The 24,740-nt window shown below is 65.3% G+C and carries 25 protein-coding genes and 1 tRNA gene; 19 read left to right on the top strand and 7 right to left on the bottom strand.

Translation table 11 applies throughout. From position 1 onward, the window contains the following. Window positions 1–8 precede the first annotated feature (8 nt). The 4 genes from WT24_RS29475 to WT24_RS29460 are packed head-to-tail and all read right to left on the bottom strand — an operon-like array spanning window position 9 to window position 2,304. On the bottom strand, window positions 9–515 hold the full coding sequence (locus WT24_RS29475; protein ID WP_059499230.1) for an RDD family protein: 507 nt from the start codon (window positions 513–515) through the stop codon (window positions 9–11). 6 nt (window positions 516–521) lie between these two features. Then, window positions 522–1,283: a DUF3106 domain-containing protein gene (locus WT24_RS29470; RefSeq protein WP_060036755.1), complete on the bottom strand. Its 762-nt coding sequence runs from the start codon at window positions 1,281–1,283 to the stop codon at window positions 522–524. A 26-nt stretch (window positions 1,284–1,309) separates the two neighbouring features. Next, window positions 1,310–1,744 (bottom strand): DUF3619 family protein, encoded by a 435-nt coding sequence (locus WT24_RS29465; RefSeq protein WP_059791287.1) that lies wholly within the window; start codon window positions 1,742–1,744, stop codon window positions 1,310–1,312. Next, a complete protein-coding gene (locus WT24_RS29460; RefSeq protein WP_027784998.1) occupies window positions 1,741–2,304 on the bottom strand; it encodes an RNA polymerase sigma factor in 564 nt (187 codons plus the stop codon). The genes WT24_RS29465 and WT24_RS29460 overlap by 4 nt, the downstream gene beginning before the upstream one ends. Window positions 2,305–2,659: 355 nt before the next feature. Here WT24_RS29460 and WT24_RS29455 point away from each other — a divergent pair, with 355 nt between their 5' ends. The 6 genes from WT24_RS29455 (at window position 2,660) to WT24_RS29430 (ending at window position 9,673) form a co-directional block, all read left to right on the top strand. Next, window positions 2,660–4,423 (top strand): acetolactate synthase 3 catalytic subunit, encoded by a 1,764-nt coding sequence (locus WT24_RS29455; RefSeq protein ID WP_059499233.1) that lies wholly within the window; start codon window positions 2,660–2,662, stop codon window positions 4,421–4,423. 111 nt (window positions 4,424–4,534) lie between these two features. Further along, complete coding sequence (gene ilvN, locus WT24_RS29450; protein WP_034207977.1) at window positions 4,535–5,026, top strand: acetolactate synthase small subunit; 492 nt, start codon at window positions 4,535–4,537, stop codon at window positions 5,024–5,026. Window positions 5,027–5,129: 103 nt separating this feature from the next. After that, the gene (ilvC, locus tag WT24_RS29445; RefSeq protein ID WP_059791285.1) at window positions 5,130–6,146 is read left to right on the top strand and encodes a ketol-acid reductoisomerase; all 1,017 of its coding nucleotides are present in this window, start codon (window positions 5,130–5,132) and stop codon (window positions 6,144–6,146) included. Window positions 6,147–6,273: 127 nt separating this feature from the next. After that, a complete protein-coding gene (locus WT24_RS29440) occupies window positions 6,274–6,918 on the top strand; it encodes a phosphatidylserine decarboxylase (protein ID WP_006491035.1) in 645 nt (214 codons plus the stop codon). Window positions 6,919–6,933: 15 nt separating this feature from the next. Then, window positions 6,934–7,806, top strand: coding sequence for a CDP-diacylglycerol--serine O-phosphatidyltransferase (gene pssA / locus WT24_RS29435; protein ID WP_059499235.1), 873 nt, complete (start codon window positions 6,934–6,936; stop codon window positions 7,804–7,806). A 322-nt stretch (window positions 7,807–8,128) separates the two neighbouring features. Further along, the gene (locus tag WT24_RS29430) at window positions 8,129–9,673 is read left to right on the top strand and encodes a 2-isopropylmalate synthase (RefSeq protein ID WP_034207975.1); all 1,545 of its coding nucleotides are present in this window, start codon (window positions 8,129–8,131) and stop codon (window positions 9,671–9,673) included. 71 nt (window positions 9,674–9,744) lie between these two features. Here the strand turns inward: WT24_RS29430 and WT24_RS29425 are convergent, their stop codons facing one another. The 3 genes from WT24_RS29425 to WT24_RS29415 form a co-directional block, all read right to left on the bottom strand. Next, window positions 9,745–11,295 carry a SulP family inorganic anion transporter gene (locus WT24_RS29425; RefSeq protein WP_059499236.1) on the bottom strand — a complete coding sequence of 517 codons (1,551 nt, stop codon included), beginning with the start codon at window positions 11,293–11,295 and terminating at the stop codon, window positions 9,745–9,747. A 41-nt stretch (window positions 11,296–11,336) separates the two neighbouring features. Continuing rightward, window positions 11,337–11,975, bottom strand: coding sequence for a carbonic anhydrase (locus WT24_RS35870; RefSeq protein WP_059499237.1), 639 nt, complete (start codon window positions 11,973–11,975; stop codon window positions 11,337–11,339). A gap of 381 nt (window positions 11,976–12,356) precedes the next feature. Further along, window positions 12,357–12,869 (bottom strand): hypothetical protein, encoded by a 513-nt coding sequence (locus WT24_RS29415; RefSeq protein ID WP_027784990.1) that lies wholly within the window; start codon window positions 12,867–12,869, stop codon window positions 12,357–12,359. A gap of 168 nt (window positions 12,870–13,037) precedes the next feature. On the opposite strand from WT24_RS29415, the gene WT24_RS29410 reads away from it, so the two are divergent. From WT24_RS29410 to nuoF, 13 genes are all read left to right on the top strand, one after another. After that, window positions 13,038–14,297: a branched-chain amino acid ABC transporter substrate-binding protein gene (locus WT24_RS29410; RefSeq protein ID WP_060036753.1), complete on the top strand. Its 1,260-nt coding sequence runs from the start codon at window positions 13,038–13,040 to the stop codon at window positions 14,295–14,297. A gap of 107 nt (window positions 14,298–14,404) precedes the next feature. Further along, window positions 14,405–14,674, top strand: coding sequence for a 30S ribosomal protein S15 (gene rpsO / locus WT24_RS29405; protein WP_006398792.1), 270 nt, complete (start codon window positions 14,405–14,407; stop codon window positions 14,672–14,674). 290 nt (window positions 14,675–14,964) lie between these two features. After that, window positions 14,965–17,112, top strand: a complete 2,148-nt coding sequence (gene pnp, locus WT24_RS29400; RefSeq protein WP_059499239.1) for a polyribonucleotide nucleotidyltransferase — start codon at window positions 14,965–14,967, stop codon at window positions 17,110–17,112. 148 nt (window positions 17,113–17,260) lie between these two features. Then, window positions 17,261–18,280, top strand: coding sequence for an NAD(P)H-quinone oxidoreductase (locus WT24_RS29395; RefSeq protein ID WP_060036751.1), 1,020 nt, complete (start codon window positions 17,261–17,263; stop codon window positions 18,278–18,280). A gap of 140 nt (window positions 18,281–18,420) precedes the next feature. After that, the gene (gene tpiA, locus WT24_RS29390; RefSeq protein ID WP_059499241.1) at window positions 18,421–19,176 is read left to right on the top strand and encodes a triose-phosphate isomerase; all 756 of its coding nucleotides are present in this window, start codon (window positions 18,421–18,423) and stop codon (window positions 19,174–19,176) included. Between the two features lie 72 nt (window positions 19,177–19,248). Continuing rightward, window positions 19,249–19,626, top strand: coding sequence for a preprotein translocase subunit SecG (gene secG / locus WT24_RS29385; RefSeq protein WP_059499242.1), 378 nt, complete (start codon window positions 19,249–19,251; stop codon window positions 19,624–19,626). Between the two features lie 110 nt (window positions 19,627–19,736). After that, window positions 19,737–19,821, top strand: a tRNA-Leu gene (locus WT24_RS29380). Window positions 19,822–19,974: 153 nt separating this feature from the next. After that, window positions 19,975–20,334: an NADH-quinone oxidoreductase subunit A gene (locus WT24_RS29375; protein ID WP_006398798.1), complete on the top strand. Its 360-nt coding sequence runs from the start codon at window positions 19,975–19,977 to the stop codon at window positions 20,332–20,334. A gap of 62 nt (window positions 20,335–20,396) precedes the next feature. Then, window positions 20,397–20,876, top strand: coding sequence for an NADH-quinone oxidoreductase subunit B family protein (locus WT24_RS29370; RefSeq protein ID WP_006398799.1), 480 nt, complete (start codon window positions 20,397–20,399; stop codon window positions 20,874–20,876). Window positions 20,877–20,897: 21 nt separating this feature from the next. Continuing rightward, complete coding sequence (locus WT24_RS29365; RefSeq protein WP_034207966.1) at window positions 20,898–21,500, top strand: NADH-quinone oxidoreductase subunit C; 603 nt, start codon at window positions 20,898–20,900, stop codon at window positions 21,498–21,500. A 9-nt stretch (window positions 21,501–21,509) separates the two neighbouring features. Beyond that, window positions 21,510–22,763 (top strand): NADH-quinone oxidoreductase subunit D, encoded by a 1,254-nt coding sequence (locus tag WT24_RS29360; RefSeq protein ID WP_059499243.1) that lies wholly within the window; start codon window positions 21,510–21,512, stop codon window positions 22,761–22,763. Window positions 22,764–22,947: 184 nt separating this feature from the next. Next, window positions 22,948–23,433 carry an NADH-quinone oxidoreductase subunit NuoE gene (gene nuoE, locus WT24_RS29355; protein ID WP_059499244.1) on the top strand — a complete coding sequence of 162 codons (486 nt, stop codon included), beginning with the start codon at window positions 22,948–22,950 and terminating at the stop codon, window positions 23,431–23,433. Next, window positions 23,430–24,740, top strand: coding sequence for an NADH-quinone oxidoreductase subunit NuoF (gene nuoF / locus WT24_RS29350; RefSeq protein ID WP_006478267.1), 1,311 nt, complete (start codon window positions 23,430–23,432; stop codon window positions 24,738–24,740). The genes nuoE and nuoF overlap by 4 nt, the downstream gene beginning before the upstream one ends.

The following is a 24,740-nucleotide window of genomic DNA, read 5'->3' as shown; positions in this document are numbered from 1 at the left end:
GCGGTGCGTCAGCGCGGTATCGCGACGACGCGCGTGCGCGCGATCCGGTCGTGCAGGAACTGGCGATCGGCGTGCAACCGGGCGGCGCCGGCCCACACGACGATCCATGCGGCGGTGAGCGCGAGCGTGACGGGCACCGACAGTCCGAGGAGCGGGTGCAGCGCGAGCGGCGGCAGGAACCACAGCCAGCCGAGCACGTAGCGGACGAGCGCGTGGCCAGCGCTCAGCGGCCGGCCGCTCGACGATTCGAGCCGTAGCCGCCAGGTCTTCATCGGCAGCGTCTGGCCGCCGTGCGTCCAGAACCACACGAAATACGCGCCGACGACGAGCGCGATCCACGCGGCAAGCAGGTTGTGATGGACGAGGCCGTTGCGTTGCCGTGTCGCGAGGCTGAACGCGAGCCCGGCGAAGAACACGACGCCGAACAACAGTACGCCTTCGTAGAGCAGCGCGGCGAGGCGCCGCCGTACGGACGGCGCGACGGCCGGGGTTTCGGGGGCGCGGGCGCTCGCCACGGCCGCTCAGGAGCCCTTGAACAGCGAGGGCGCGTCGGCGGGCGACACCGGCGCCACGGCGGCCGGTGCGGATGCGGTGCCGGAGGTCGACGACGCGGGCGCCGGCTGCGCGGCGGCACCGGCCGACGCGGGCGCCGCGGCGGCCGCCGCGCCGCTCGCCGGGTGTTCGTGCGCGTTGACGAGGCGGCGCACGTCACGGTCGGCGACCGTCGGCGGCGCGCTGACGACACTCGGCTTGCGACGGCGCTCGGCGGCGGCAAGCCGTTCCTTCTGCTCCTCGGGGAGTTGCTGGTAGGCCTTCCACGCGCGCTCGCGCGCCTGAGCGGACAGCTCCTTCGCACTCTGGTAGTTCTCGCGCGCGACGCGGCGCTGCTCGGGCGTCATCTTCGCCCATTCGGTCATCCGCTCCTGCAGGCGTTTCTGGTCATCCGGCGACAACTTCGCGAAACGCGATGCGATCTTCAGCCATTTGCGCTTGCGGGCGTCGCTGAAGCCGTCCCACTGGTCGGCGAACGGAGCGAGGGCTGCGTGCTGCGCCGGCGTGAGGCGCGCCCACGACAGCGGGCCCGCGGCGGCCGGCAGCGGCAGGGGCAGCGGGGGGAGTTCGGTGGTCAGGCCGGTTGCGGTCGACGCGGGCGCGGCGGGGCTGGTGGTCGCGACGGGAGCCGTCGCGGGGGCCGGGTGAAATCGGGGATACGTGGCGACGTAGGAAACGGCGATCGCGATCACGCATCCGAAAAATACGGCCAGGCCGCGCTTCTGACTCACCCGTACGATCCCCTCGTTATTGTCTGTTAGTGAGCGCGCGAAAGATACGCGTTGAACCCGTGGTCGAGATACGCGTTGAGCGGCAGGTCGTCGCTGAGCATCGCCGCGTCGATGTCGGCGAGTTCGGCGGTGCGCTGCATGTCTTCCCAGTACGCGATGCCGACGAGCCCCGCGAGCAGCAATGCGAGCGGCCATGCGCGCAGCAGCCGGCGCGCGAACGACAGGCGGCCGGCCGGCGGGCGGTTCGCGGGCGTCGGGCCATAGGCGCCGGCCGCGCCGGCGAAGGCCGGCACGAACACCGGCGCACTCGCGGCTTCGGGCTTCTTGCGCGCGAGCGCGGCCCGGCGGGCGACGGCCAGCCGGTCGGTGGTCGCGGCAGGCAGGGCGGCGGCGCGCTCGTCCAGCGCGCGGCGCACCTTCAGCGCGAATTCGTGTTCTCGGTTTGCGGGAGCGGAGCTCATAGCGTGATTCCTTTGGCCTTGAGCGCTTGCGCCAATGTGTGGGTGGCTCGCGAGCAGTGCGTCTTGACGCTGCCCTCGGAGCACCCCATCGCGGCGGCAGTCTCGGCGACATCCATATCTTCCCAATAACGCATCAGGAACGCTTCCCGTTGACGCGTCGGAAGTTTCTGGATTTCCTCGTCGATCAGGGCCAGAACCTGCTCTCTTTCGAGGCGGTGCTCGCTGCTCTCGACGCCGGCGTTGTCGTCCGCGGATTCGAGCGTTTCGAGCGGGTCGAAGTCGTCGTCGTCGGTGTTGTTCAGCGACGAGAAGAGCGTCACCCACGTGTTGCGGACCTTCTGTCGGCGGAACCAGTCGTGGATCGCGTTCTGCAGGATCCGCTGAAAAAGCAGCGGCAGCTCGGCCGCCGGCCGGTCGCCGTACTTTTCAGCGAGCTTGATCATCGCGTCCTGCACGATGTCGAGCGATGCATCGTCGTCACGCACGGCGTACGCGGCCTGCTTGAACGCGCGCCTTTCGACGCCCGCCAGAAAGTCGGCGAGTTCCTTGTCTGATGCCATTCCGTGAAGGTATGCGCTGCGGCCCGCTGCGTGGTGTAAAAGGTCGAAAAATTTCGTAAAACCCGCGGATGCTATCAAATTTTCGCGCGGCTTGGCACCGGTTCGGGCGCCGCACGTTGCGCGCGAACCGCGCCGGCGGGGCGTCGGGCGGCGCGCATGATGCGCTGCGGGATATTTTGCTTGACGGCTCAATCGCTACCCGCTATCGTCGGCGATTCGCAACATGAAGTGATGGTCTCATTTGAGGCTGGCCCAAGAAGCCCGCCCTTCAAACTAGACGCGCCGCTTGAACCCGAGCCACAAGCCCGGCAGAGAGCACCCGATCAATTTTTTGCCGAAAATTCGAAAGGTCAACATGAACATGCCCAGCGCGGAATTCTCCACGTCGGAACCCCTTTCCCCTCCCGATAGCGACTCCATCGGCGGTACCGTGCTCATGAAGGCACTGGCCGACGAAAACGTCGAATTCATCTGGGGCTATCCCGGCGGCTCGGTTCTCTACATTTACGACGAGCTGTACAAGCAGGACAAGATTCAGCACGTGCTGGTGCGCCACGAACAGGCGGCCGTGCACGCAGCCGATGCGTATGCGCGCTCCACCGGCAATGTCGGCGTCTGCCTCGTGACGTCGGGCCCCGGTGTCACCAACGCGGTGACCGGCATCGCAACGGCGTACATGGATTCGATCCCGATGGTCGTGATCAGCGGCCAGGTGCCGACGGCCGCGATCGGTCAGGACGCATTCCAGGAATGCGACACCGTCGGCATCACGCGTCCCTGCGTGAAGCACAACTTCCTCGTGAAGGACGTGCGCGACCTCGCGGAAACCGTCAAGAAGGCGTTCTACATCGCCCGCACCGGCCGTCCGGGCCCGGTGCTGATCGACATCCCGAAGGACATCTCGAAGACGCCGTGTCAGTACGAGCCGATCAAGAGCGTGTCGCTGCGTTCGTACAACCCCGTCACGAAGGGCCATTCGGGCCAGATCCGCAAGGCCGTGTCGCTGTTGCTGACGGCGAAGCGCCCGTACATCTACACGGGTGGCGGCATCATCCTCGCCGACGCGTCGCGTGAACTGAACCAGTTCGCGGACCTGCTCGGCTACCCGGTCACGAACACGCTGATGGGCCTCGGCGGCTATCGCGCGTCGGACAGGAAATTCCTCGGCATGCTCGGCATGCACGGCACCTACGAAGCGAACATGGCGATGCAGCACTGCGACGTGCTGATCGCGATCGGCGCGCGCTTCGACGACCGCGTGATCGGCGATCCGGCCCACTTCGCGTCGCGTCCGCGCAAGATCATCCATATCGACATCGACCCGTCGTCGATCTCGAAGCGCGTGAAGGTCGACATCCCGATCGTCGGCGACGTGAAGGAAGTGCTGAAGGAGCTGATCGAGCAACTGCAGACGGCCGAACACGGCCCCGACACCGAAGCGCTCGCGCAATGGTGGAAGGACATCGAGAGCTGGCGCGCGAAGGACTGCCTGAAGTACGACCGCGAAAGCGAGATCATCAAGCCGCAATACGTGGTCGAGAAGGCGTGGGAGCTGACGGACGGCAACGCGTTCGTGTGCTCGGACGTCGGCCAGCACCAGATGTGGGCCGCGCAGTTCTACCGTTTCAACAAGCCGCGTCGCTGGATCAATTCCGGCGGCCTCGGCACGATGGGCTTCGGCCTGCCGGCGGCGATGGGCGTCAAGATGGCCCATCCGGACGACGACGTGCTGTGCATCACGGGTGAAGGCTCGATCCAGATGTGCATCCAGGAACTGTCGACCTGCCTGCAGTACGACACGCCCGTGAAGATCATTTCGCTGAACAACCGCTACCTCGGCATGGTCCGCCAGTGGCAGCAGATCGAATACAGCAAGCGCTATTCGCATTCGTACATGGATGCGCTGCCCGATTTCGTGAAGCTCGCCGAAGCGTACGGCCATGTCGGCATGCGGATCGAAAAGACTTCGGATGTGGAGCCGGCGCTGAAGGAAGCGCTGCGCCTGAAGGACCGCACCGTGTTTCTCGACTTCCAGACCGATCCGACCGAAAACGTCTGGCCGATGGTACAGGCCGGCAAGGGCATCACCGAGATGCTGCTCGGATCGGAAGATCTGTAACGGCGCGACGCGCGCAGCGCGCGATGCGGCCGCCTTCACGAAGGGCGGCGCGGCACGCGACGGCGCGCGGCGCGAGTGAATCGACACGGACACATTCTGGAAGAAGCGAACATGAGACACATCATTTCCGTCCTGCTGGAAAACGAACCGGGCGCGCTGTCGCGCGTGGTCGGTCTCTTTTCCGCACGCGGCTACAACATCGAAACCTTGACGGTGGCGCCGACCGAAGACCAATCGCTGTCGCGGCTGACCATCGTTTCCATTGGCTCGGACGACGTGATCGAACAGATCACGAAGCATCTGAACCGCCTGATCGAGGTGGTGAAAGTGGTGGACCTGACCGACGGTGCACACATCGAACGCGAGCTGATGCTGATCAAGGTACGTGCAGTGGGCAAGGAGCGCGAAGAAATGAAGCGGATGTCGGACATTTTCCGCGGCCGCATCATCGACGTGACCGAGAAGACCTACACGATCGAATTGACGGGCGCGAGCGACAAGCTCGACGCATTCATCCAGGGGCTGGACGCCACCGCGATCCTCGAGACCGTGCGGACCGGCAGCTCCGGCATCGGACGCGGCGAGCGCATCCTGAAGGTGTGATGCCGATATTGCAAGAAGGCACGCCGGGTGCGCCGTCATGTCCCGGCCCGCAGTACCCCATCCGAACGAATTGTTGAATTTTTGAATTAGCGAAGGAACCATCATGAACGTTTTCTACGACAAAGACGCCGACCTCTCCCTCATCAAGGGCAAGCAAGTCACGATCATCGGCTACGGCTCGCAAGGCCATGCGCACGCACTGAACCTGAAGGACAGCGGCGTGAACGTGACGGTCGGCCTTCGCAAGGGCGGCGCGTCGTGGAGCAAGGCCGAAAACGCCGGTCTCGCAGTGAAGGAAGTCGCGGAAGCGGTGAAGGGCGCGGACGTCGTGATGATGCTGCTGCCGGACGAGCAGATCGCCGACGTGTACGCGAAGGAAGTGCACGCGAACATCAAGCAGGGCGCGGCGCTGGCATTCGCGCACGGCTTCAACGTCCACTACGGCCAGGTGATCCCGCGCGCCGACCTCGACGTGATCATGATCGCGCCGAAGGCCCCGGGCCACACCGTGCGCGGCACGTATGCACAAGGCGGCGGCGTGCCGCACCTGATCGCGGTTGCGCAGAACAAGTCGGGCGCGGCACGCGACATCGCGCTGTCGTATGCGGCGGCGAACGGCGGCGGCCGTGCCGGCATCATCGAGACGAACTTCCGTGAAGAAACCGAAACCGACCTGTTCGGCGAGCAGGCCGTGCTGTGCGGCGGTACCGTCGAGCTGATCAAGGCGGGTTTCGAGACGCTGGTCGAAGCCGGCTACGCGCCGGAAATGGCGTACTTCGAGTGCCTGCACGAACTGAAGCTGATCGTCGACCTGATCTACGAAGGCGGCATCGCGAACATGAACTACTCGATCTCGAACAACGCCGAGTACGGCGAGTACGTGACCGGCCCGCGCGTCGTCACGGAAGAGACGAAGAAGGCGATGAAGCAGTGCCTGACCGACATCCAGACGGGCGAGTACGCGAAGAGCTTCATTCTCGAAAACAAGGCAGGCGCGCCGACGCTGCAGTCGCGCCGCCGCCTGACGGCCGAGCACCAGATCGAGCAGGTCGGCGCGAAGCTGCGTGCGATGATGCCGTGGATCGCGAAGAACAAGCTCGTCGACCAGACGAAGAACTAAGCACCACGTGCTGTTCCGGCCCTTCGAACGAAGGGCCGGCATCAAAAAGCCGTCCGAAGGCAGCAGTGCCCCGGGCGGCTTTTGTTATGCTACGGGCTTTGCAATTCACCGAACACAGAACGAATCCATGAACTATCCTCATCCGATCATCGCGCGCGAAGGCTGGCCGTTCATCGCGATTGCAGCCGTCATCGCGCTGTTGATCCATGCCGTCGGGGGCTTCGGCTTCGCGTGGCCGTTCTGGCTGCTGCTCGTCTTCGTCGTCCAGTTCTTCCGCGATCCGCAGCGCCCGATCCCGGCGCAGCCGAACGCGGTGCTGTGCCCGGCAGACGGCCGCATCGTCGCGGTCGAGACCGCGCAGGATCCGTACGCGAACCGCGAAGCGCTGAAGATCAGCGTGTTCATGAATGTCTTCAATGTCCATTCGCAGCGTTCGCCGGTCGATGGCGCGATCAGCAAGGTCGAGTATTTCCCGGGCGCGTTCCTGAACGCGGCGATCGACAAGGCGTCGACCGAGAACGAGCGCAACGCGGTCGTGATCCAGACGGCGAGCGGCAAGACCGTCACGTCCGTGCAGATCGCCGGCCTGATCGCGCGCCGGATCCTCTGCTACGTCCGTGCCGGCGAGCCGCTGTCGCGCGGCCAGCGCTACGGTTTCATCCGCTTCGGTTCGCGCGTCGACGTGTACCTGCCGCTCGGCAGCCGCGCGAAGGTGTCGATCGGCGAGAAGGTCTACGCGTCGTCGACGATCCTCGCCGAGCTCGAGCAGTAACGGGCGGGGCGCACGATGGCCGCATTCAAACCGCGTCGGCCGCGCAATGGCTCCAGCCAGACGCCACGCCCGTTCCGCCGCAACAAGGTGATGGCGCCCGATCAGGCGCCGCTCGAAAGCCGCCGCGCCGCGCGCCAGCGGTTCCTGAAGACGCGCGGCATCTATCTGCTGCCGAACGCATTCACGACCGCCGCGCTGTTCTGCGGCTTCTTCGCGGTCGTGCAGGCGATGAACGTGCGCTTCGAGATCGCCGCGATCGCGATTTTCGTCGCGATGGTGCTCGACGGGATGGACGGGCGCGTGGCGCGCATGACGCATACGCAGAGCGCGTTCGGCGAGCAGTTCGACAGCCTGTCGGACATGGTGTCGTTCGGCGTGGCGCCCGCGCTCGTGATGTACGAGTGGGTACTGAAGGATCTCGGCCGCTGGGGCTGGCTCGCCGCGTTCGTCTATTGCTCGGGCGCTGCGCTGCGTCTCGCGCGCTTCAACACGAACATCGGCGTGGTCGACAAGCGCTTTTTCCAGGGGCTGCCGAGCCCGGCCGCCGCCGCGCTGATCGCGGGCTTCGTGTGGCTCGCGACCGACAACCGCGTGCCGATGAAGCTCGGCTGGCTGCCGTGGGTCGCCTTCGTGCTGACGATCTACGCGGGCGTGACGATGGTGTCGAACGCGCCGTTCTACAGCGGCAAGGCGCTCGACGTACGGCACCGCGTGCCGTTCGCGGCGATCCTGCTCGTCGTCGTCGCGTTCGTGCTCGTGTCGTCCGATCCGCCGCTGATGCTGTTCTGCCTGTTCGTGCTGTACGGGTTGTCCGGCTATGTGTTCTGGGCCTACACGGCCGTCCGCGGGCGCGCGAATCCGGCGCGCTCATCGCAGCGCGATCACTGACGCCGACGCTGCGATTTGCCCGGAAGCGGCGGCCTCGGGGCCGCCGTTTTCATTTGGCCCTTTTTCGAGCCCGGCCACGTCGATTCCCGGGTGCCGTCCGATTGCGCGGCCAACGGAATGTCGCTATAGTCTTCGGCATGACTGCTTTTTCCCACCTCTCCCTCCTTCTAGCCGGTGCGCCGCTACGCGCGCTAGCTTTGGCGCGCCTGCCGCGCTGACCGTTCTCGCCCTCCGTCTCAAGCCTCGTCTGTTGTTGAACGTCGCCAGCGGTGGCGCGATCTCGTTACGTTTGACTTCCGTATAAAAGAGCCCTGGAGCCCCCATGACAGACAAGCTGATCATTTTCGATACGACGTTGCGTGACGGCGAGCAATCGCCCGGTGCGTCGATGACGAAGGAAGAGAAAATCCGCATCGCGAAGCACCTCGAGCGGATGAAGGTCGACGTGATCGAGGCCGGCTTCGCCGCCAGCTCGAACGGCGATTTCGATGCGATCCACACGATCGCCGGTCTCGTGAAGGACAGCACGATCTGCTCGCTGGCGCGGGCCAACGACAAGGACATCCAGCGCGCGGCCGACGCACTGAAGCCGGCCAACAGCTTCCGGATCCACACGTTCATCGCGACGTCGCCGCTGCACATGGAAAAGAAGCTGCGGATGACGCCCGATCAGGTGTTCGAGCAGGCGCGCCTCGCGGTGCGTTTCGCGCGCAAGTTCACCGACAACGTCGAGTTCTCGCCGGAAGACGGCAGCCGTTCGGACATGGATTTCCTGTGCCGCGTGCTGGAAGCCGTGATCGCCGAAGGCGCGACGACGATCAACATCGCCGACACGGTCGGCTACGGTGTGCCGGAGCTCTACGGCAACCTCGTGAAGACGCTGCGCGAGCGCATTCCGAACTCGGACAAGGCGATCTTCTCGGTGCACTGCCATAACGACCTCGGGATGGCGGTCGCGAACTCGCTCGCCGGCGTGAAGATCGGCGGCGCGCGTCAGGTCGAGTGCACGATCAACGGTCTCGGCGAGCGCGCGGGCAACACGTCGCTCGAAGAAATCGTGATGGCGGTGAAGACGCGCAAGGACTACTTCGGTCTCGACGTCGGCATCGACACGTCGCAGATCGTGCCGACGTCGAAGCTCGTGTCGCAGATCACCGGCTTCGTCGTGCAGCCGAACAAGGCGGTGGTCGGCGCGAATGCATTCGCGCACGCGTCGGGCATTCACCAGGACGGCGTGCTCAAGGCGCGCGACACGTACGAGATCATGCGCGCGGAAGACGTGGGCTGGACCGCGAACAAGATCGTGCTCGGCAAGCTGTCGGGCCGCAACGCGTTCAAGCAGCGCCTGCAGGAGCTTGGCGTATCGCTCGACAGCGAAGCCGAATTGAATGCCGCGTTCATGCGCTTCAAGGATCTGGCCGACCGCAAGGCGGAGATCTTCGACGAGGACATCATCGCGATCGTGTCCGAGGAATCGGCGCTCGCGCAGGAGCAGGAGCACTTCAAGTTCGTGTCGCTGTCGCAGCGTTCGGAAACGGGCGAGCAGCCGCAGGCGAAGGTCGTGTTCGCGGTCGAAGGCAAGGAAGTGACCGGCGAGGCGCGCGGCAACGGTCCGGTCGATGCGACGTTCAATGCGATCGAGGGCGAAGTCGGCAGCGGGTCCGAACTGCTGCTGTACTCGGTGAACGCGATCACGACCGGCACGCAGGCGCAGGGCGAAGTGACCGTCCGTCTGTCGAAGAGCGGGCGGATCGTCAACGGCGTCGGTACCGATCCGGATATCGTCGCCGCGTCCGCGAAGGCATATATTTCGGCGCTGAACAAGCTGCATTCGAAGGACGACAAGGTCAACCCGCAGCGCTCGTAAGCGCCGCGCGTGACGCGCCCCCGAAACGCCCCGTGCGGCCCTGTGCCGCCGGGGCGTTTTTTATCGGCCGCTCATTCGGCAGCCGGCGCACGGAACAGCCAGCGGCGCGCAGCCGCGCGTGGCGCGGGATGGCGCCGGCGGAACTCGACCGCGATCCCGCGCCGCGGCGCATCGGCGACGAACGCATCCAGCAGTTCAAGCACGTCGTGATCGATGTAATCGGCGCGCGTCGCGTCGATGATCACCGCCGCCCGGTCCGGAATGTGCCGCAGGTGGTGCTTGACCTGCACCTTGCCGAGAAACGACACGTCCTTGCGGAACGACAGCAGGAAGTGGTCGTCGTGCTGCGCGAGCGTGACGGGGCTCTTCAGGTTCGCGACGGCGACGGCCAGCACGCTGCACGCGAGGCCGAGCGCGATGCCGAACAGCAGGTCGACCGTCAGCACGCCGGCGATCGTCGCGGCGAACGGCACGAACGCGGCCGGCCCCTGTTTCATCACCGAGCGGAACAGCGCCGGCTTCGCCAGCTTGAAGCCCGTATGGATCAGGATCGCGGCCAGGCTCGCGAGCGGGATCAGGTTGATCAGCCCGGTGAGTGCGAACACGCTGGCGAGCAGCAGCACTCCGTGGATGATCGCCGACATCCGGCTTTGCGCGCCCGCGTTGACGTTCACCGAGCTGCGCACGATCACCGACGTGATCGGCAGGCCGCCGACCGCACCCGCGACGAGGTTGCCGACGCCCTGGGCCTTCAGTTCGCGATCGGGTTGCACCGGCCGGCGCTTGGGGTCGAGCTGCTCGACCGCCTCGAGGCTCAGCAGCGTCTCGAGGCTGGCGACGACCGCAAGCGTGATCGCGACGCGCCATACGTCCGGATTGACGAGCTGCGCGAAGTTCTGGCCGAGCTCCGCGTGCTTGAGCGATGCGGCGAAGGCGGCGAACGATCCGAGTTCGGGCAGCGTGACGCGATGGGCGGCGCCCGGCGCGACCGCGGGCGCGACGACACCCAGCACGAGCGTCGCGCCGATGCCGAGCACGACCACCGCGAGCGGCGCGGGCACCGAGCGCACCAGCGCGAAGCGGCGCAGCGCGGGGGTGTCCCACGCCACGAGCAGCGCGAGCGAAACGAGCGCGATGGCCGTGGCGGCCCATGCGACGGGCAGGCCCGGCCAGTTCGCAAACGATTGCGCGGCCTGGCCGCCAATGCCGAATGCGAACGGAATCTGCTTCACGATCAGCAGCAGGCCGATCGCGGCGAGCATGCCCTTGATGACGGGCGACGGCACATAGGCGGCGAAGCGGCCCGCGCGCAGCATGCCGAAGCCGAACTGGAGCACGCCGGACAGCAGCACCGCGAGCAGGAACGCGGAGAAGCTGCCGAGTTGCGCGATCCCTTCGACGACGATCACGACGAGGCCGGCGGCCGGCCCGCTGACGGACAGCGACGAGCCGCTCAGCAGCGCGACGACGATGCCGCCGACGATGCCCGACACGAGCCCGGCGAACGGCTCGACGCCTGAGGCGTTGGCGATGCCCAGACAGAGCGGCAGCGCGACGAGGAAAACGACGATGCCGGCGACGATGTCGCGCGGCAGGGTGGATAGGCGCTCGTTCAGTTTCATGGTTGGGGGTGGTTTCGTTGGCATGGAGGGCGGGGCGCGGATCAGCCGAGCGCGGCGGCTGCGGCAGGCTCGGCTTCGGCTTCGGCCGGCGGCGCCGTGTAGCCGGAATCGAGCTCCTTCAGGCGCCCGTCGGCGAGCGAAAAGATCCAGCCGTGCACGAGCGGCGGCCGTTCGCGGCCGCGTACGATCGGCGACGCGCGCAGCAGCCGCACCTGTTCGAGCACGTTCAGCTCGGCGAGGCGGTCGGCGGCGGCCAGGTCGTCGAGCCCGTCGAGCGCGTCGCGATGACGCCGCGCGAGCGCGCAGAGCGGCGCGATGCGGCGCGCGACGTGCGGCAGGTCGGCGGGCGGCGGCAGCAGCGACGCGCGGACCCCGCCGCACCCGTAATGGCCGCATACGATCACGTGATCGACCTTCAGCACTCGCACCGCGTACTCGAGCACGCTGGCGGAATTGTCGTCGTCGGGGTGGAACAGGTTCGCGATGTTGCGATGGACGAACAGCTCGCCGGGTGCGCAGTGCGTGATGGTTTCGGCCGGCACGCGGCTGTCGGCGCAGCCGATCCACAGCACGCGCGGGTTCTGGCCGCGCGCGAGCGCGTCGAAGAAGCCGGGCGTGTGTTCGCGCGTCTCGCGGGCCCAGGCAATGTTGGCAACCAGCATGCTCTTGGGGCGATTCATGAGGACTCCTTTCAGATAAAGGCAAATAAATACCGAACGAAATGGCGCAATGGCATTCTTTCTAAATTGAAAGGTTTGGTTTCGGTGATATTAGGGGTATGCCCTAGCAGTCCGGGTGAGTTGAAACAAATTGTTTCAAATTGATTGGGCGTAGTGCATTGCATGCACCAGCCCGACGCATGACATGCACTGCCCATGCCTGTTTACGCGCCACGGCCCGCATGACGGGGTGTTCAGCGTATTGCCATCGCAATGTCATCGATCGGAAAAGTTTTCCGTCTTATTCGTTAAATCAAATAAGGCGACGGAAAAAATGAAATGGCCATTCAGCAATAATTCGTGAATGGCCATTGCGATAATTGCGCGTAAATGTGCAATCGGTCAGAACAGGTTGCGGCGATCGGGGTCGTGCAGCGGGTCCGGCGTTTTCTGCGTGGTGCGCAGGATGCCCTGCGGATCGAAGTAGAAGCTGTACATCATGTACCAGACGTTGTCCTCCAGATACCGGTACGTCCAGACCTCGCGCTTCATCAGCGGGAAGTAGGAGGTCTCGACCGGGCGTCCGAAATTGACGAGGACGTCGGTCTTCGTCCACTTGCCGATTTCCGCGCGATAGAACTCGCTCGGCTGCAGCACCTGACGCACGTTGACGATCCGGTGGGCTGCATCGACGTCGGCCGCGACCGTGATCTCGCCCATCGGCTGAGTCGGCCACATCAGACGCTTGCCGCCGCCGGGCAGGTCGTAGATCTCGCGCGGCGGCCCCATGCGCGCGACGATCGCCGATTCGTCCTGGCCGGCCTGGTATTGCTGCCACGGTTGCGCGCAACCGGCCAGCAGCGCGGCGGCGCAGGCGGCCAGCACCGGCAGGCGCGCAGGAATGCGAATGCGCATCGGATTTCTCCAGAACACGGAAACAAGCCCCGTTTTATCACGGACGGCGCGCGATCGCGCATCGCGCGGAAAAAAATCGGTGCGGATCGCGCACCGCCGCGCTTGCGGGCGGCGGGTGCGGGAGCCTATGATCCGCGCTTCTCGGGCAGATTGAAGGGCAGGTGGCCGATGCAGGGGTGGAAGCGATGCGCGCTCGCGTGGAGCGCGGGGTGGATGCTGATGTCGTCCGCATTTGCCGGTGGCGAGCCGGTGCGGATCGCGCTGATCGAAGGGATGTCGGGCCCGTTCGCGAACGCGGGCGCCGCGGTCGAGCGCAACCTGCGCTTCGGCGTCGAGCAGGTCAATGCGGCGGGCGGCGTGAAGCTGCGCGACGGCGCGCACCGGCTCGAACTCGTGGTGCTCGACAGCAAGGGCAGCCCGGAGGAGGCGCTCGTGCAATTGCGCGCGGCCGCCGACCGCCGTATCGGCTTCGTCGCGCAGGGCAACAGCTCGGCCGTCGCGGCCGCGCTCGTCGCGGCGCTCGACAAGCTGAATGCGCGCGATCCGGACCGCCGGATGCTGTTCCTGAACTATTCGGCCGACGATCCGGCGCTGACGGGCGCGCGCTGCAGTTTCTGGCATTTCCGCTTCGACGCGCATGCCGGCATGCGGATGGCCGCGCTCGCGGACGTGATGGCGCGCGATCGCGCGCTGCGCAAGGTCTATCTGTTGAACCAGGACTACAGCTTCGGCCACGACGTCAGCGCCCTCGCGCGGCAGGCGCTGGCCGCGCGACGCCCGGACGTGACGATCGCCGGCGACGAATTTCACCCGATCGGCCGGATCAAGGATTTCTCGCCGTATATCGCGAAGATCCGCGCGAGCGGCGCGGACGCCGTCGTGACCGGCAACTGGGGCAACGACCTCACGTTGCTCGTGAAGGCGGCGCGCGAACAGGGGCTCGACGCGAAGTTCTATACGTTCTACGGCAACAGCCTCGGCGCGCCGGCGGCCCTGGGCGACGCGGGCGTAGGCCATGTCGTGGCCGTTGCGGACTGGCACCCGAACGCGGGCGGCGTCAGCTCCGACGCGTTCTACCGCGCGTTCCGGGCCCGTTTCCCGGCCGCGCAGGACGACTATCCGGTGCGGCGGATGAGCCAGATGATCGAAATGCTGGCCGCCGCGATGACCCGCGCGGGTTCGGCCGACCCGGTCGCAGTTGCGCGTGCGCTCGAGGGCCTGTCGTTCGACGACGGCTTTCACGCGTCGCGGATGCGCGCGCAGGATCACCAACTGATCCAACCCCTTTACGTGATGGAAATGGACAAGGCCGGTACGCCGGGCGTGCGCTTCGACAACGAAGGGTCGGGCTACGGCTTCCGGACGGTGCTCGCGGTGCCGGCGCCGCGTACGGAGATGCCGTCGACGTGCTCGATGACGCGCCCGTGACAGGAGGCGGTAAGAACGGCACCGAGTTGTGCTACAATGCGCGCCGGTTGTAAATCACGGCACGGCCATTCTTCCGTGTCCGCCTGTTCAGTTAGAAAGGAAATCACATGTCTGTTGCAGATATCAAGAAGTCGGAAGTCGTTGCTCAGTTCGCCCGCGGTACCAACGACACGGGGTCGCCCGAAGTCCAGGTCGCACTGCTGACCGCACGTATCGTCGAACTGACGGGTCACTTCAAGACCCATGCGAAGGATCACCACAGCCGCCGCGGCCTGCTGCGCATGGTGAGCCGCCGCCGCAAGCTGCTCGACTACCTCAAGGGCAAGGATGCCGACCGTTACCGCGCACTGATCGAGAAGCTGGGTCTGCGTAAGTAATCGAGGCGATTGCCGCCAGCAAGATGCCTGTGTCAGTCCGCTGATACAGGCATTTTGTTTTTGCGCGGTGCGTAGCGTCACACGCATCGCAGGCTGTCCGGCACGTTCGTGCGGGGCCGCCGCCACGACCGATACCGGGGCGGGATTTGTGTCATTCCAGCGCGTCGCTGCATGAGCGCCGCGCTGGAATGGCATAAAAAACACACCTTGCTCCGGGTGATTCGGTCGGGACGCCGCCGCGCGGGATCGCCGGCGCGGCGAACGAAATGCATGAATACAAAGGAGCAACCATGTCCATGTTCAACAAGGTCGTGAAGGAATTCCAATGGGGCCAGCACAAGGTGCGCCTCGAAACCGGTGAAGTCGCCCGCCAGGCGAGCGGTGCCGTGATCGTCGACGTCGAAGACACCGTCGTGCTGGCAACCGTCGTCGGCGCGAAGTCGGCGAAGCCGGGCCAGGATTTCTTCCCGTTGACCGTCGACTATCTCGAGAAGACCTACTCGGCCGGCAAGATCCCGGGCGGCTTCTTCCGCCGCGAAGGCCGTCCGTCGGAACACGAGACGCTGACGTCGCGCCTGATCGACCGTCCGCTGCGCCCGCTGTTCCCGGAAGGCTTCTACAACGAAGTCCAGGTCGTGATCCACGTGCTGTCCGTGAACCCGGAAATCCCGGCGGACATCCCCGCGCTGATCGGCGCATCGGCTGCGCTCGCCGTGTCGGGCCTGCCGTTCAACGGCCCGGTCGGCGCCGCGCGCGTGGCGTACATCGACAACGCGTACGTGCTGAACCCGACGCGTGAGCAACTCAAGGCATCGCGCCTCGACCTCGTCGTCGCGGGTACGGAGCGCGCCGTGCTGATGGTCGAATCGGAAGCCGATCAACTGTCGGAAGACGTGATGCTGGGCGCCGTGGTGTTCGGCCACGAGCAGATGCAGGTCGCGATCGACGCGATCCACGACCTGGTCCGCGACGGCGGCAAGCCCGAGTGGGACTGGCAGCCGGCGCCGAAGAACGAGGCGCTGATCGCACGCGTGACCGAGCTGGCGCAGAACGATCTGCTCGCCGCTTACCAGCTCCGCGACAAGCAGGCGCGTTCGGCGAAGCTGAAGGAAGTCTACGCGGCGACGTCGGCGAAGCTCGAGGAAGAGGCGCTGGCGGCCGGTACGGTCGCGGCCGACAAGGCCACGGTCGGCAACGTGCTGTTCGACATCGAAGCGAAGATCGTCCGCTCGCAGATCCTGAACGGCGAGCCGCGCATCGACGGCCGCGACACGCGCACCGTGCGCCCGATCGAGATCCGCACCGGCGTGCTGCCGCGTACCCACGGCTCGGCGCTGTTCACGCGCGGCGAGACGCAGGCGCTGGTCGTCGCGACGCTCGGCACCAAGGGTGACGAGCAGATCATCGACGCGCTCGAAGGCGAATACCGCGAGCGCTTCATGCTTCACTACAACATGCCCCCGTTCGCGACCGGCGAAACGGGCCGCGTCGGCTCGCCGAAGCGCCGCGAAATCGGCCACGGCCGCCTCGCGAAGCGCGCGCTGGTCAAGTGCCTGCCGAGCGCCGACGAATTCGGCTACTCGATCCGCGTCGTGTCGGAAATCACCGAGTCGAACGGTTCGTCGTCGATGGCGTCGGTGTGCGGCGGCTGCCTCGCGCTGATGGACGCCGGCGTGCCGATGAAGGCGCACGTCGCGGGTATCGCGATGGGCCTGATCCTCGAAGGCAACAAGTTCGCGGTGCTGACCGACATCCTCGGCGACGAAGATCACCTCGGCGACATGGACTTCAAGGTGGCCGGCACGGAGCAGGGCGTGACGGCGCTGCAGATGGACATCAAGATCCAGGGCATCACGAAGGAAATCATGCAGGTCGCGCTCGCGCAGGCGAAGGAAGGCCGCATGCACATCCTCGGCAAGATGACCTCGGCGGTGTCGGGTGCGAACACGCAACTGTCGGAATTCGCGCCGCGCATGATCACGATCAAGATCAACCCGGAAAAGATTCGCGACGTGATCGGCAAGGGCGGTTCGGTGATCCGCGCGCTGACGGAAGAAACGGGCACGACCATCGACATCTCGGACGACGGCGTCGTGACGATCGCGAGCACGAGCAGTGACGGCATGGCCGAAGCGAAGAAGCGCATCGAGCAAATCACGGCTGAAATCGAAGTCGGCCAGGTGTACGAAGGCACGGTGCTCAAGCTGCTCGATTTCGGCGCGATCGTGAACCTGCTGCCGGGCAAGGACGGCCTGCTGCACATCTCGGAAATCGTCAACGAGCGCGTGAAGGACATCAACGACTACCTGAAGGAAGGCCAGCAGGTGAAGGTCAAGGTGATCCAGACGGACGAGAAGGGTCGCGTGCGTCTGTCGGCCAAGGCGCTGCTGAATGAAGCAGCGGCGGCAGCGCAGTCGGATACGCCGCCGCAGCAGTAAGCGGACAGGCGGACCAACGGCCGGCAGTGCGAAAGCGTGCCGGCCGTTTTTTCTGTAGCATCGTTGTGCGGCGCAGCAGCGCCGGCCAGGCGCCCGCGCCGTGCGCATGGGCGTGCCATCCGATTCCGATCCTGGAGCGACTCTCACCATGAAAGCCATCGAAATCACCGAATTCGGCGCCCCCGACGTGCTGAAGCTCGCGGAACGTCCGCGGCCCGAACCGAAGCGCGGCGAGGTGTTGATCAAGGTGGCGGCTTCCGGCGTGAACCGGCCCGACGTGTTCCAGCGCAAGGGCGCCTATGCGCCGCCGCCGGGTGCGTCGGATCTGCCGGGCCTCGAGGTCGCGGGCGAGATCGTCGGCGGCGATTTGTCCGATGCGGCGCTGAATCCGTTCGGCCTGAAGCTCGGCGATCGCGTGTGCGCGCTGCTCGCGGGCGGCGGCTATGCCGAATACGCGGTCGCGCCGCTGCCGCAGTGCCTGCCGGTGCCCGACGGCCTCACCGATATCGAGGCCGCATCGTTGCCCGAAACCTTCTTCACCGTGTGGAGCAACGTGTTCGACCGTGCGCAGCTCGGCGCGGGCGAGGGCGGCGAACAGGAGACGCTGCTCGTGCAGGGCGGCTCGAGCGGCATCGGCGTCACGGCGATCCAGATTGCGCATGCGCTCGGCTTTCGCGTGTTCGCGACGGCAGGCACCGCCGACAAGTGCCGTGCGTGCGAGGCGCTCGGCGCCGAGCGCGCGATCAACTACAAGACGGAAGACTTCGTCGAAGTCGTGAAGTCGCTGACGCACGATCGCGGCGTCGACGTGATCCTCGACATGGTGGCGGGCTCGTACGTGCCGCGCGAGCTGTCCGCGCTCGCGGACGGCGGCCGTCTCGTGCTGATCGCGCTGCTCGGCGGCGCGAAGGCCGAGGTCAACCTGAACGAGATCCTGCGGCGCCGGTTGACGGTGACGGGCTCGACGTTGCGCCCGCGCCCGGTCGAGTTCAAGGCGCGCATCGCCGCGCAGCTGAAGGCGCGCGTGTGGCCGCTGCTGGCCGACGGTCGCATCAAGCCCGTGATCTATCGTGTGCTACCGGCCGGCGAGGCTGCGCAGGCGCATGCGCTGATGGAGAGCGGCGAGCACATCGGCAAGATCGTGCTTGATTGGGGTGCGAACGCATGACGGCCCGCGCGGCGGGCTTGACATACGCGGTTTGACCGGTTCAAGCCGCGCGCAGTAAAATCGCGGGTTTGCTTCGCCAGATCCAACCTGACGGCCGGGTTCCGGCACGTTAATGACAAGATAGTGACGAGACAGACACGATGTCGAAACAACGAACAAAGCGAGTGATCGGCAACTGGAAGATGCATGGCCGGCTGGCCGGCAACCAGGCGCTGCTGAGCGAAGTGGTGCAGGGTGCGGGCGCGGTGGCGGCTGAAACGTCGATCGGCGTGTGCGTGCCGTTCCCGTATCTCGCGCAGGTTCAGGCGCAGCTCGGCGGCGGCCGTGTCGCGTTCGGTGCGCAGGACGTGTCCGCGCACGAGCAAGGCGCGTTCACCGGCGAGGTGGCGGCTGCGATGGTGGCGGAGTTCGGCGCGCAATATGCGATCGTCGGCCATTCGGAGCGTCGCGCGTATCACGGCGAAAGCAGCGAGACGGTCGCGGCGAAGACGCAACGCGCGCTCGCGGCCGGCCTCACGCCCGTCGTGTGTGTCGGCGAGACGCTCGACGAGCGCGAGTCGGGTGCGACCGAGCAGGTCGTCGGTGCGCAACTCGACGCGGTGCTGGCCGTGCTGACGGCTGACGAAGCCGCCCGCATCGTCGTCGCGTACGAGCCGGTCTGGGCGATCGGCACGGGCAAGAGCGCGACGTCGGCGCAGGCACAGGACGTGCACGCGTTCCTGCGTGCGCGTCTCGCGGCAAAGGGTGCGGAGGGCGTGTCCGTGCTGTACGGCGGCAGCGTGAAGCCGGACAACGCGGAAGAGCTGTTCGCGCAGCCGGACATCGACGGCGGCCTGATCGGCGGCGCGTCGCTGAAGGCGGAAGATTTTCTGGCGATCTGCCGGGCTGCGCGTTGAGCGGTCCGAGATCGAATTGAACCATGACGGCGGCCGGTCGGTCCGGTCGCTTGATCCAATCGGGTGGGTGTGATGCTGTTATTCAAGACGCTGATTATTGTGGTGCAGGTGCTGTCTGCACTCGGTGTGATTGGGCTCGTGCTGCTGCAGCACGGCAAGGGCGCCGACATGGGCGCCGCATTCGGCAGCGGCGCGTCGGGCAGCCTGTTCGGTGCGACGGGCTCGGCGAACTTCCTGTCGCGCACGACGGCCATTCTCGCGGCGATTTTCTTCGTCGCGACGCTCGCGCTGACGTACCTCGGTTCGTACAAGTCGACGCCGTCGGCGGGCGTGCTCGGCACGGCGGTGACCGCGCCGGCATCGGCTCCGGCAGCATCGACGCCGGCCGTCGCGGCGTCTGCCGCCGCCGGTTCGGCTGCAAGCGCGCCGGGCCAGGATGTCCCGAAATAAAAAGTTAATTTTTTTGCGGTTGTGCGTTGAACAAATCCGGAACTCGGGTTAGAATTTAATTCTTGAAGCGATTCGCGGGAACAAGCAGCACAACCCGAGTTGCATGCAGTGCCGACGTGGTGAAATTGGTAGACACGCTATCTTGAGGGGGTAGTGGCGAAAGCTGTGCGAGTTCGAGTCTCGCCGTCGGCACCAAAGTTACTCAATGCCAGCCGCTTCTAGTGGCTGGCATTTTTCATTTCTGGGGTGTGCTTGCGGTTGTCTTGCGATCGCCTGCACTCCGAAATGATTCCTTCCGCCGGAAGTGGTATTCTCCGGACGCTCAGAACCAACCGATAGAGGATTGCCTTGAACCTCGCAGCCTATTACCCCGTCTTGTTGTTCCTCCTCGTGGGCACTGGTTTAGGTATAGCGCTGGTCAGCATCGGCAAGCTCCTTGGTCCCAACAAGCCGGACGTCGAGAAGAACGCACCGTACGAGTGCGGCTTCGAAGCCTTTGAAGACGCCCGGATGAAATTCGACGTACGGTATTACCTCGTCGCCATCCTGTTCATCATCTTCGATCTCGAAACCGCATTCCTGTTTCCGTGGGGCGTCGCGCTCCGGGACATCGGCTGGCCGGGTTTCATCGCAATGATGATTTTTCTGCTCGAATTCCTGCTGGGCTTTGCCTATATCTGGAAGAAAGGCGGCCTCGACTGGGAGTGATGGGTTAATCGCCGGTTTGCATGGGCGGCCACGCTCGGTCGCTCGTCTGGAGTGGAAAGCAAATGAGTATCGAAGGGGTCTTGAAGGAAGGGTTTGTCACCACGACGGCTGACAAGCTGATCAACTGGACGCGTACCGGCTCGCTGTGGCCGATGACGTTCGGGCTCGCGTGTTGCGCCGTCGAGATGATGCATGCGGGCGCGGCCCGTTACGATCTGGACCGGTTCGGCGTCGTGTTCCGTCCGAGTCCGCGTCAGTCGGACGTGATGATCGTCGCCGGCACGCTGTGCAACAAGATGGCGCCTGCGCTGCGCCGCGTGTACGACCAGATGGCCGAGCCGCGCTGGGTGATCTCGATGGGGTCGTGTGCGAACGGCGGTGGTTACTACCACTACTCGTACTCGGTGGTCCGCGGCTGCGACCGGATCGTGCCGGTCGACGTCTACGTGCCGGGCTGTCCGCCCACGGCCGAGGCGCTGGTCTACGGCGTGATCCAGCTTCAGGCGAAGATCCGCCGCACCAATACCATCGCCCGTCAATAAAGCCCCGAGCGTCCCCTCAATATGGCAAGCAAAATCGAGACCCTCAAGGCCAACCTCGAAGCCGCGCTCGGCGCGCGCGTGGTGAGCCTCACCGAAGCGATCGGTGAACTGACGCTCGTCGTGAAGGCGAGCGATTACCTCGAAGTCGCAAAGACGCTGCGCGACGATCCGAAGCTCCGTTTCGAGCAACTGATCGACCTCTGCGGCGTCGACTACCAGACCTTCGGCGATGGCGCCTACGACGGCCCGCGCTTCGCGGCCGTGTCGCACCTGCTGTCGGTCACGAACAACTGGCGCCTGCGCCTGCGCGTATTCGCGCCGGACGACGATCTGCCGATCGTGGCGTCGCTGGTCGACATCTGGACCTCGGCGAACTGGTACGAGCGAGAAGCGTTCGACCTGTACGGCATCGTGTTCGAAGGCCACCCCGACCTGCGCCGCATCCTCACCGACTACGGCTTCATCGGTCACCCGTTCCGCAAGGACTTCCCGGTGTCGGGCTACGTCGAAATGCGTTACGACCCGGAAGAGAAGCGGGTTGTGTACCAGCCGGTGACGATCGAGCCGCGCGAAATCACGCCGCGCGTGATCCGCGAGGATCGCTATGGCGGTCTGAAACATTAAGGGGGCGTCATGGCAGAAATCAAGAACTACACGCTCAACTTCGGCCCGCAGCACCCGGCAGCGCACGGCGTGCTGCGCCTCGTGCTCGAGCTCGACGGCGAAGTCATCCAGCGTGCCGATCCGCACATCGGCCTGCTGCACCGCGCGACGGAAAAGCTCGCGGAATCCAAGACCTTCATCCAGTCCGTGCCGTACATGGACCGTCTCGACTACGTGTCGATGATGGTCAACGAGCATGGCTACGTGCTCGCGATCGAAAAGCTGCTCGGCATCGACGTGCCGGAGCGCGCGCAGTACATCCGCGTGCTGTTCGACGAAATCACGCGCGTGCTGAACCACCTGATGTGGATCGGTGCGCACGCGCTCGACGTCGGCGCGATGGCCGTGTTCCTGTACGCGTTCCGCGAACGCGAGGACCTGATGGACGTGTACGAAGCGGTGTCCGGCGCCCGGATGCACGCGGCCTACTATCGTCCGGGCGGCGTCTATCGCGATCTGCCTGACGCAATGCCGCAATACAAGGCGTCGAAGATTCGCAACGAGAAGGCGCTCGCGAAGATGAACGAAGCGCGCAGCGGCTCGGTGCTCGACTTCATCGACGATTTCTTCACGCGCTTCCCGAAGTGCGTCGACGAATACGAAACGCTGCTGACCGACAACCGGATCTGGAAACAGCGTCTGGTCGGGATCGGCGTCGTGAGCCCGGAGCGTGCGTTGCAGATGGGCCTGACCGGCCCGATGCTGCGCGGCTCGGGTATCGCATGGGATCTGCGCAAGAAGCAACCGTACGAAGTGTACGATCGCATCGATTTCGACGTGCCGGTCGGCGTGAACGGCGATTGCTACGACCGCTATCTGGTGCGCGTCGAGGAAATGCGCCAGTCGGTCCGCATCGCGAAACAGTGTATTGAGTGGCTCCGCAAGAATCCGGGCCCGGTGATGACGGACAATCACAAGGTTGCCCCGCCGTCGCGCGTCGGCATGAAGACCAACATGGAAGACTTGATTCACCACTTCAAGCTCTTCACCGAAGGTTTCCATGTGCCGGAAGGCGAAGCGTACGCGGCGGTCGAGCATCCGAAGGGTGAGTTCGGCATCTACCTCGTGTCCGACGGCGCCAACAAGCCGTATCGCCTCAAGATTCGCGCGCCGGGTTTCGCGCACCTGGCGTCGCTCGACGAAATGGCGCGCGGTCACATGATCGCCGACGCCGTCACGATCATCGGTACGCAGGACATCGTGTTCGGCGAAATCGATCGCTAATGGTTGCGCCGCCCGCGAGTGCGGGCGGCGAGCAGTCAGTCACATGCGAAGTCACATGCGGTATGCGCCGAACCGGCGCGGCTTCGCAAGCTGTCAACAGAGTGAGCGCCAGGTCTGCCGTCCATGCACCCCGATGTGCGGCAGGTTGTTCGTTCGGTAGGAATTGAAAGAGTCGTGTCTGAAAATGATCTCAGCTGAAGGCCTGAAGGAAATCGATCGCGCGTTGACGAAGTATCCCGCCGATCAGAAACAGTCCGCCGTGATGTCGGCGTTGGCCGTTGCTCAGGAAGAGCATGGCTGGCTGTCGCCCGAACTGATGCAGTTCGTCGCGGACTATCTCGGCATGCCGGCCGTTGCCGTGCAGGAAGTCGCGACGTTCTACACGATGTACGAGCTCAAGCCGGTCGGCAAGCACAAGATCACGCTCTGCACGAACCTGCCGTGCCAGCTCGGCCCGCACGGCGGCGCGGAAGCGGCTGCCGACTACCTGAAACAGAAGCTGGGCATCGACTTCGGCGAGACCACGCCCGACGGCAAGTTCACGCTGAAGGAAGGCGAATGCATGGGCTCGTGCGGCGATGCGCCGGTGCTGCTGGTGAACAATCACAGAATGTGCAGCTTCATGAGCCGCGAGAAGATCGACCAGCTGCTTGAGGAGCTCTCGAAATGACGTCCCTCCACGACCGTCACATCAAACCGCTGATCCTCGCTGGTCTGAACGGCGAGAACTGGCATCTCGAAGACTACGTTGCGCGCGGTGGCTACAAGCAGCTGCGCCGCATTCTCGAAGAAAAGATCCCGCCCGAGCAGGTGATCGCCGACGTGAAGGCGTCGGGCCTGCGCGGCCGCGGCGGTGCGGGCTTCCCGACCGGCCTGAAGTGGAGCTTCATGCCGCGCCAGTTCCCGGGGCAGAAGTACCTCGTCTGCAACTCGGACGAAGGCGAGCCTGGCACGTTCAAGGATCGCGACATCCTGCGCTGGAACCCGCACGCGCTGATCGAAGGCATGGCCATCGGCGCGTACGCGATGGGCATCACCGTCGGCTACAACTATATCCACGGCGAAATCTTCGAAGTGTATCGACGCTTCGAAGCCGCGCTCGATGAAGCGCGCGCGGCCGGGTTCCTCGGCGACAACATCATGGGCTCGGAATTCTCGTTCCAGCTGCACGCGCACCACGGTTACGGCGCGTACATCTGCGGCGAAGAGACGGCGCTGCTCGAGTCGCTCGAAGGCAAGAAGGGCCAGCCGCGCTTCAAGCCGCCGTTCCCGGCGAGCTTCGGCGTGTACGGCAAGCCGACCACGATCAACAACACCGAGACGTTCGCGGCGGTGCCGTTCCTGCTGTCCATCGGGCCGCAGAATTATCTCGAGATCGGCAAGCCGAACAACGGCGGCACGAAGATTTTCTCGGTGTCGGGCGACGTCGAGCGTCCGGGCAACTACGAGGTGCCGCTCGGCACGCCGTTCGCGACGCTGATGGAGCTCGCCGGCGGGATGCGCGGCGGCAAGAAGATCAAGGCCGTGATTCCGGGCGGGTCGTCGGCGCCGGTGATCCCGGGCGACATCATGATGCAGACGGATCTCGACTACGATTCGATCGCGAAGGCGGGCTCGATGCTCGGCTCCGGCGCGGTGATCGTGATGGACGAGACGCGCTGCATGGTGCGCTCGCTGCTGCGCCTGTCGTACTTCTACTACGAGGAATCGTGCGGCCAGTGCACGCCGTGCCGTGAAGGCACCGGCTGGCTGTATCGCGTCGTGAACCGTATCGAGCACGGCGAAGGGCGCCAGGAAGATCTGGACCTGCTGAATTCGGTGGCCGAGAACATCATGGGCCGCACGATCTGTGCGCTCGGCGATGCGGCAGCGATGCCGGTACGCGGGATGCTCAAGCACTACTGGGACGAATTCGCGTACCACGTCGAGCACAAGCACTGCATGGTCGGCGGCCACGCGCACGCGGCGGCAGCCTGA

Origin of the sequence: Burkholderia sp. MSMB1078WGS (genome assembly GCF_001528895.1) — a bacterium.
GTDB lineage: Bacteria > Pseudomonadota > Gammaproteobacteria > Burkholderiales > Burkholderiaceae > Burkholderia.
This window is presented reverse-complemented; position numbering and strand designations above follow the sequence as displayed.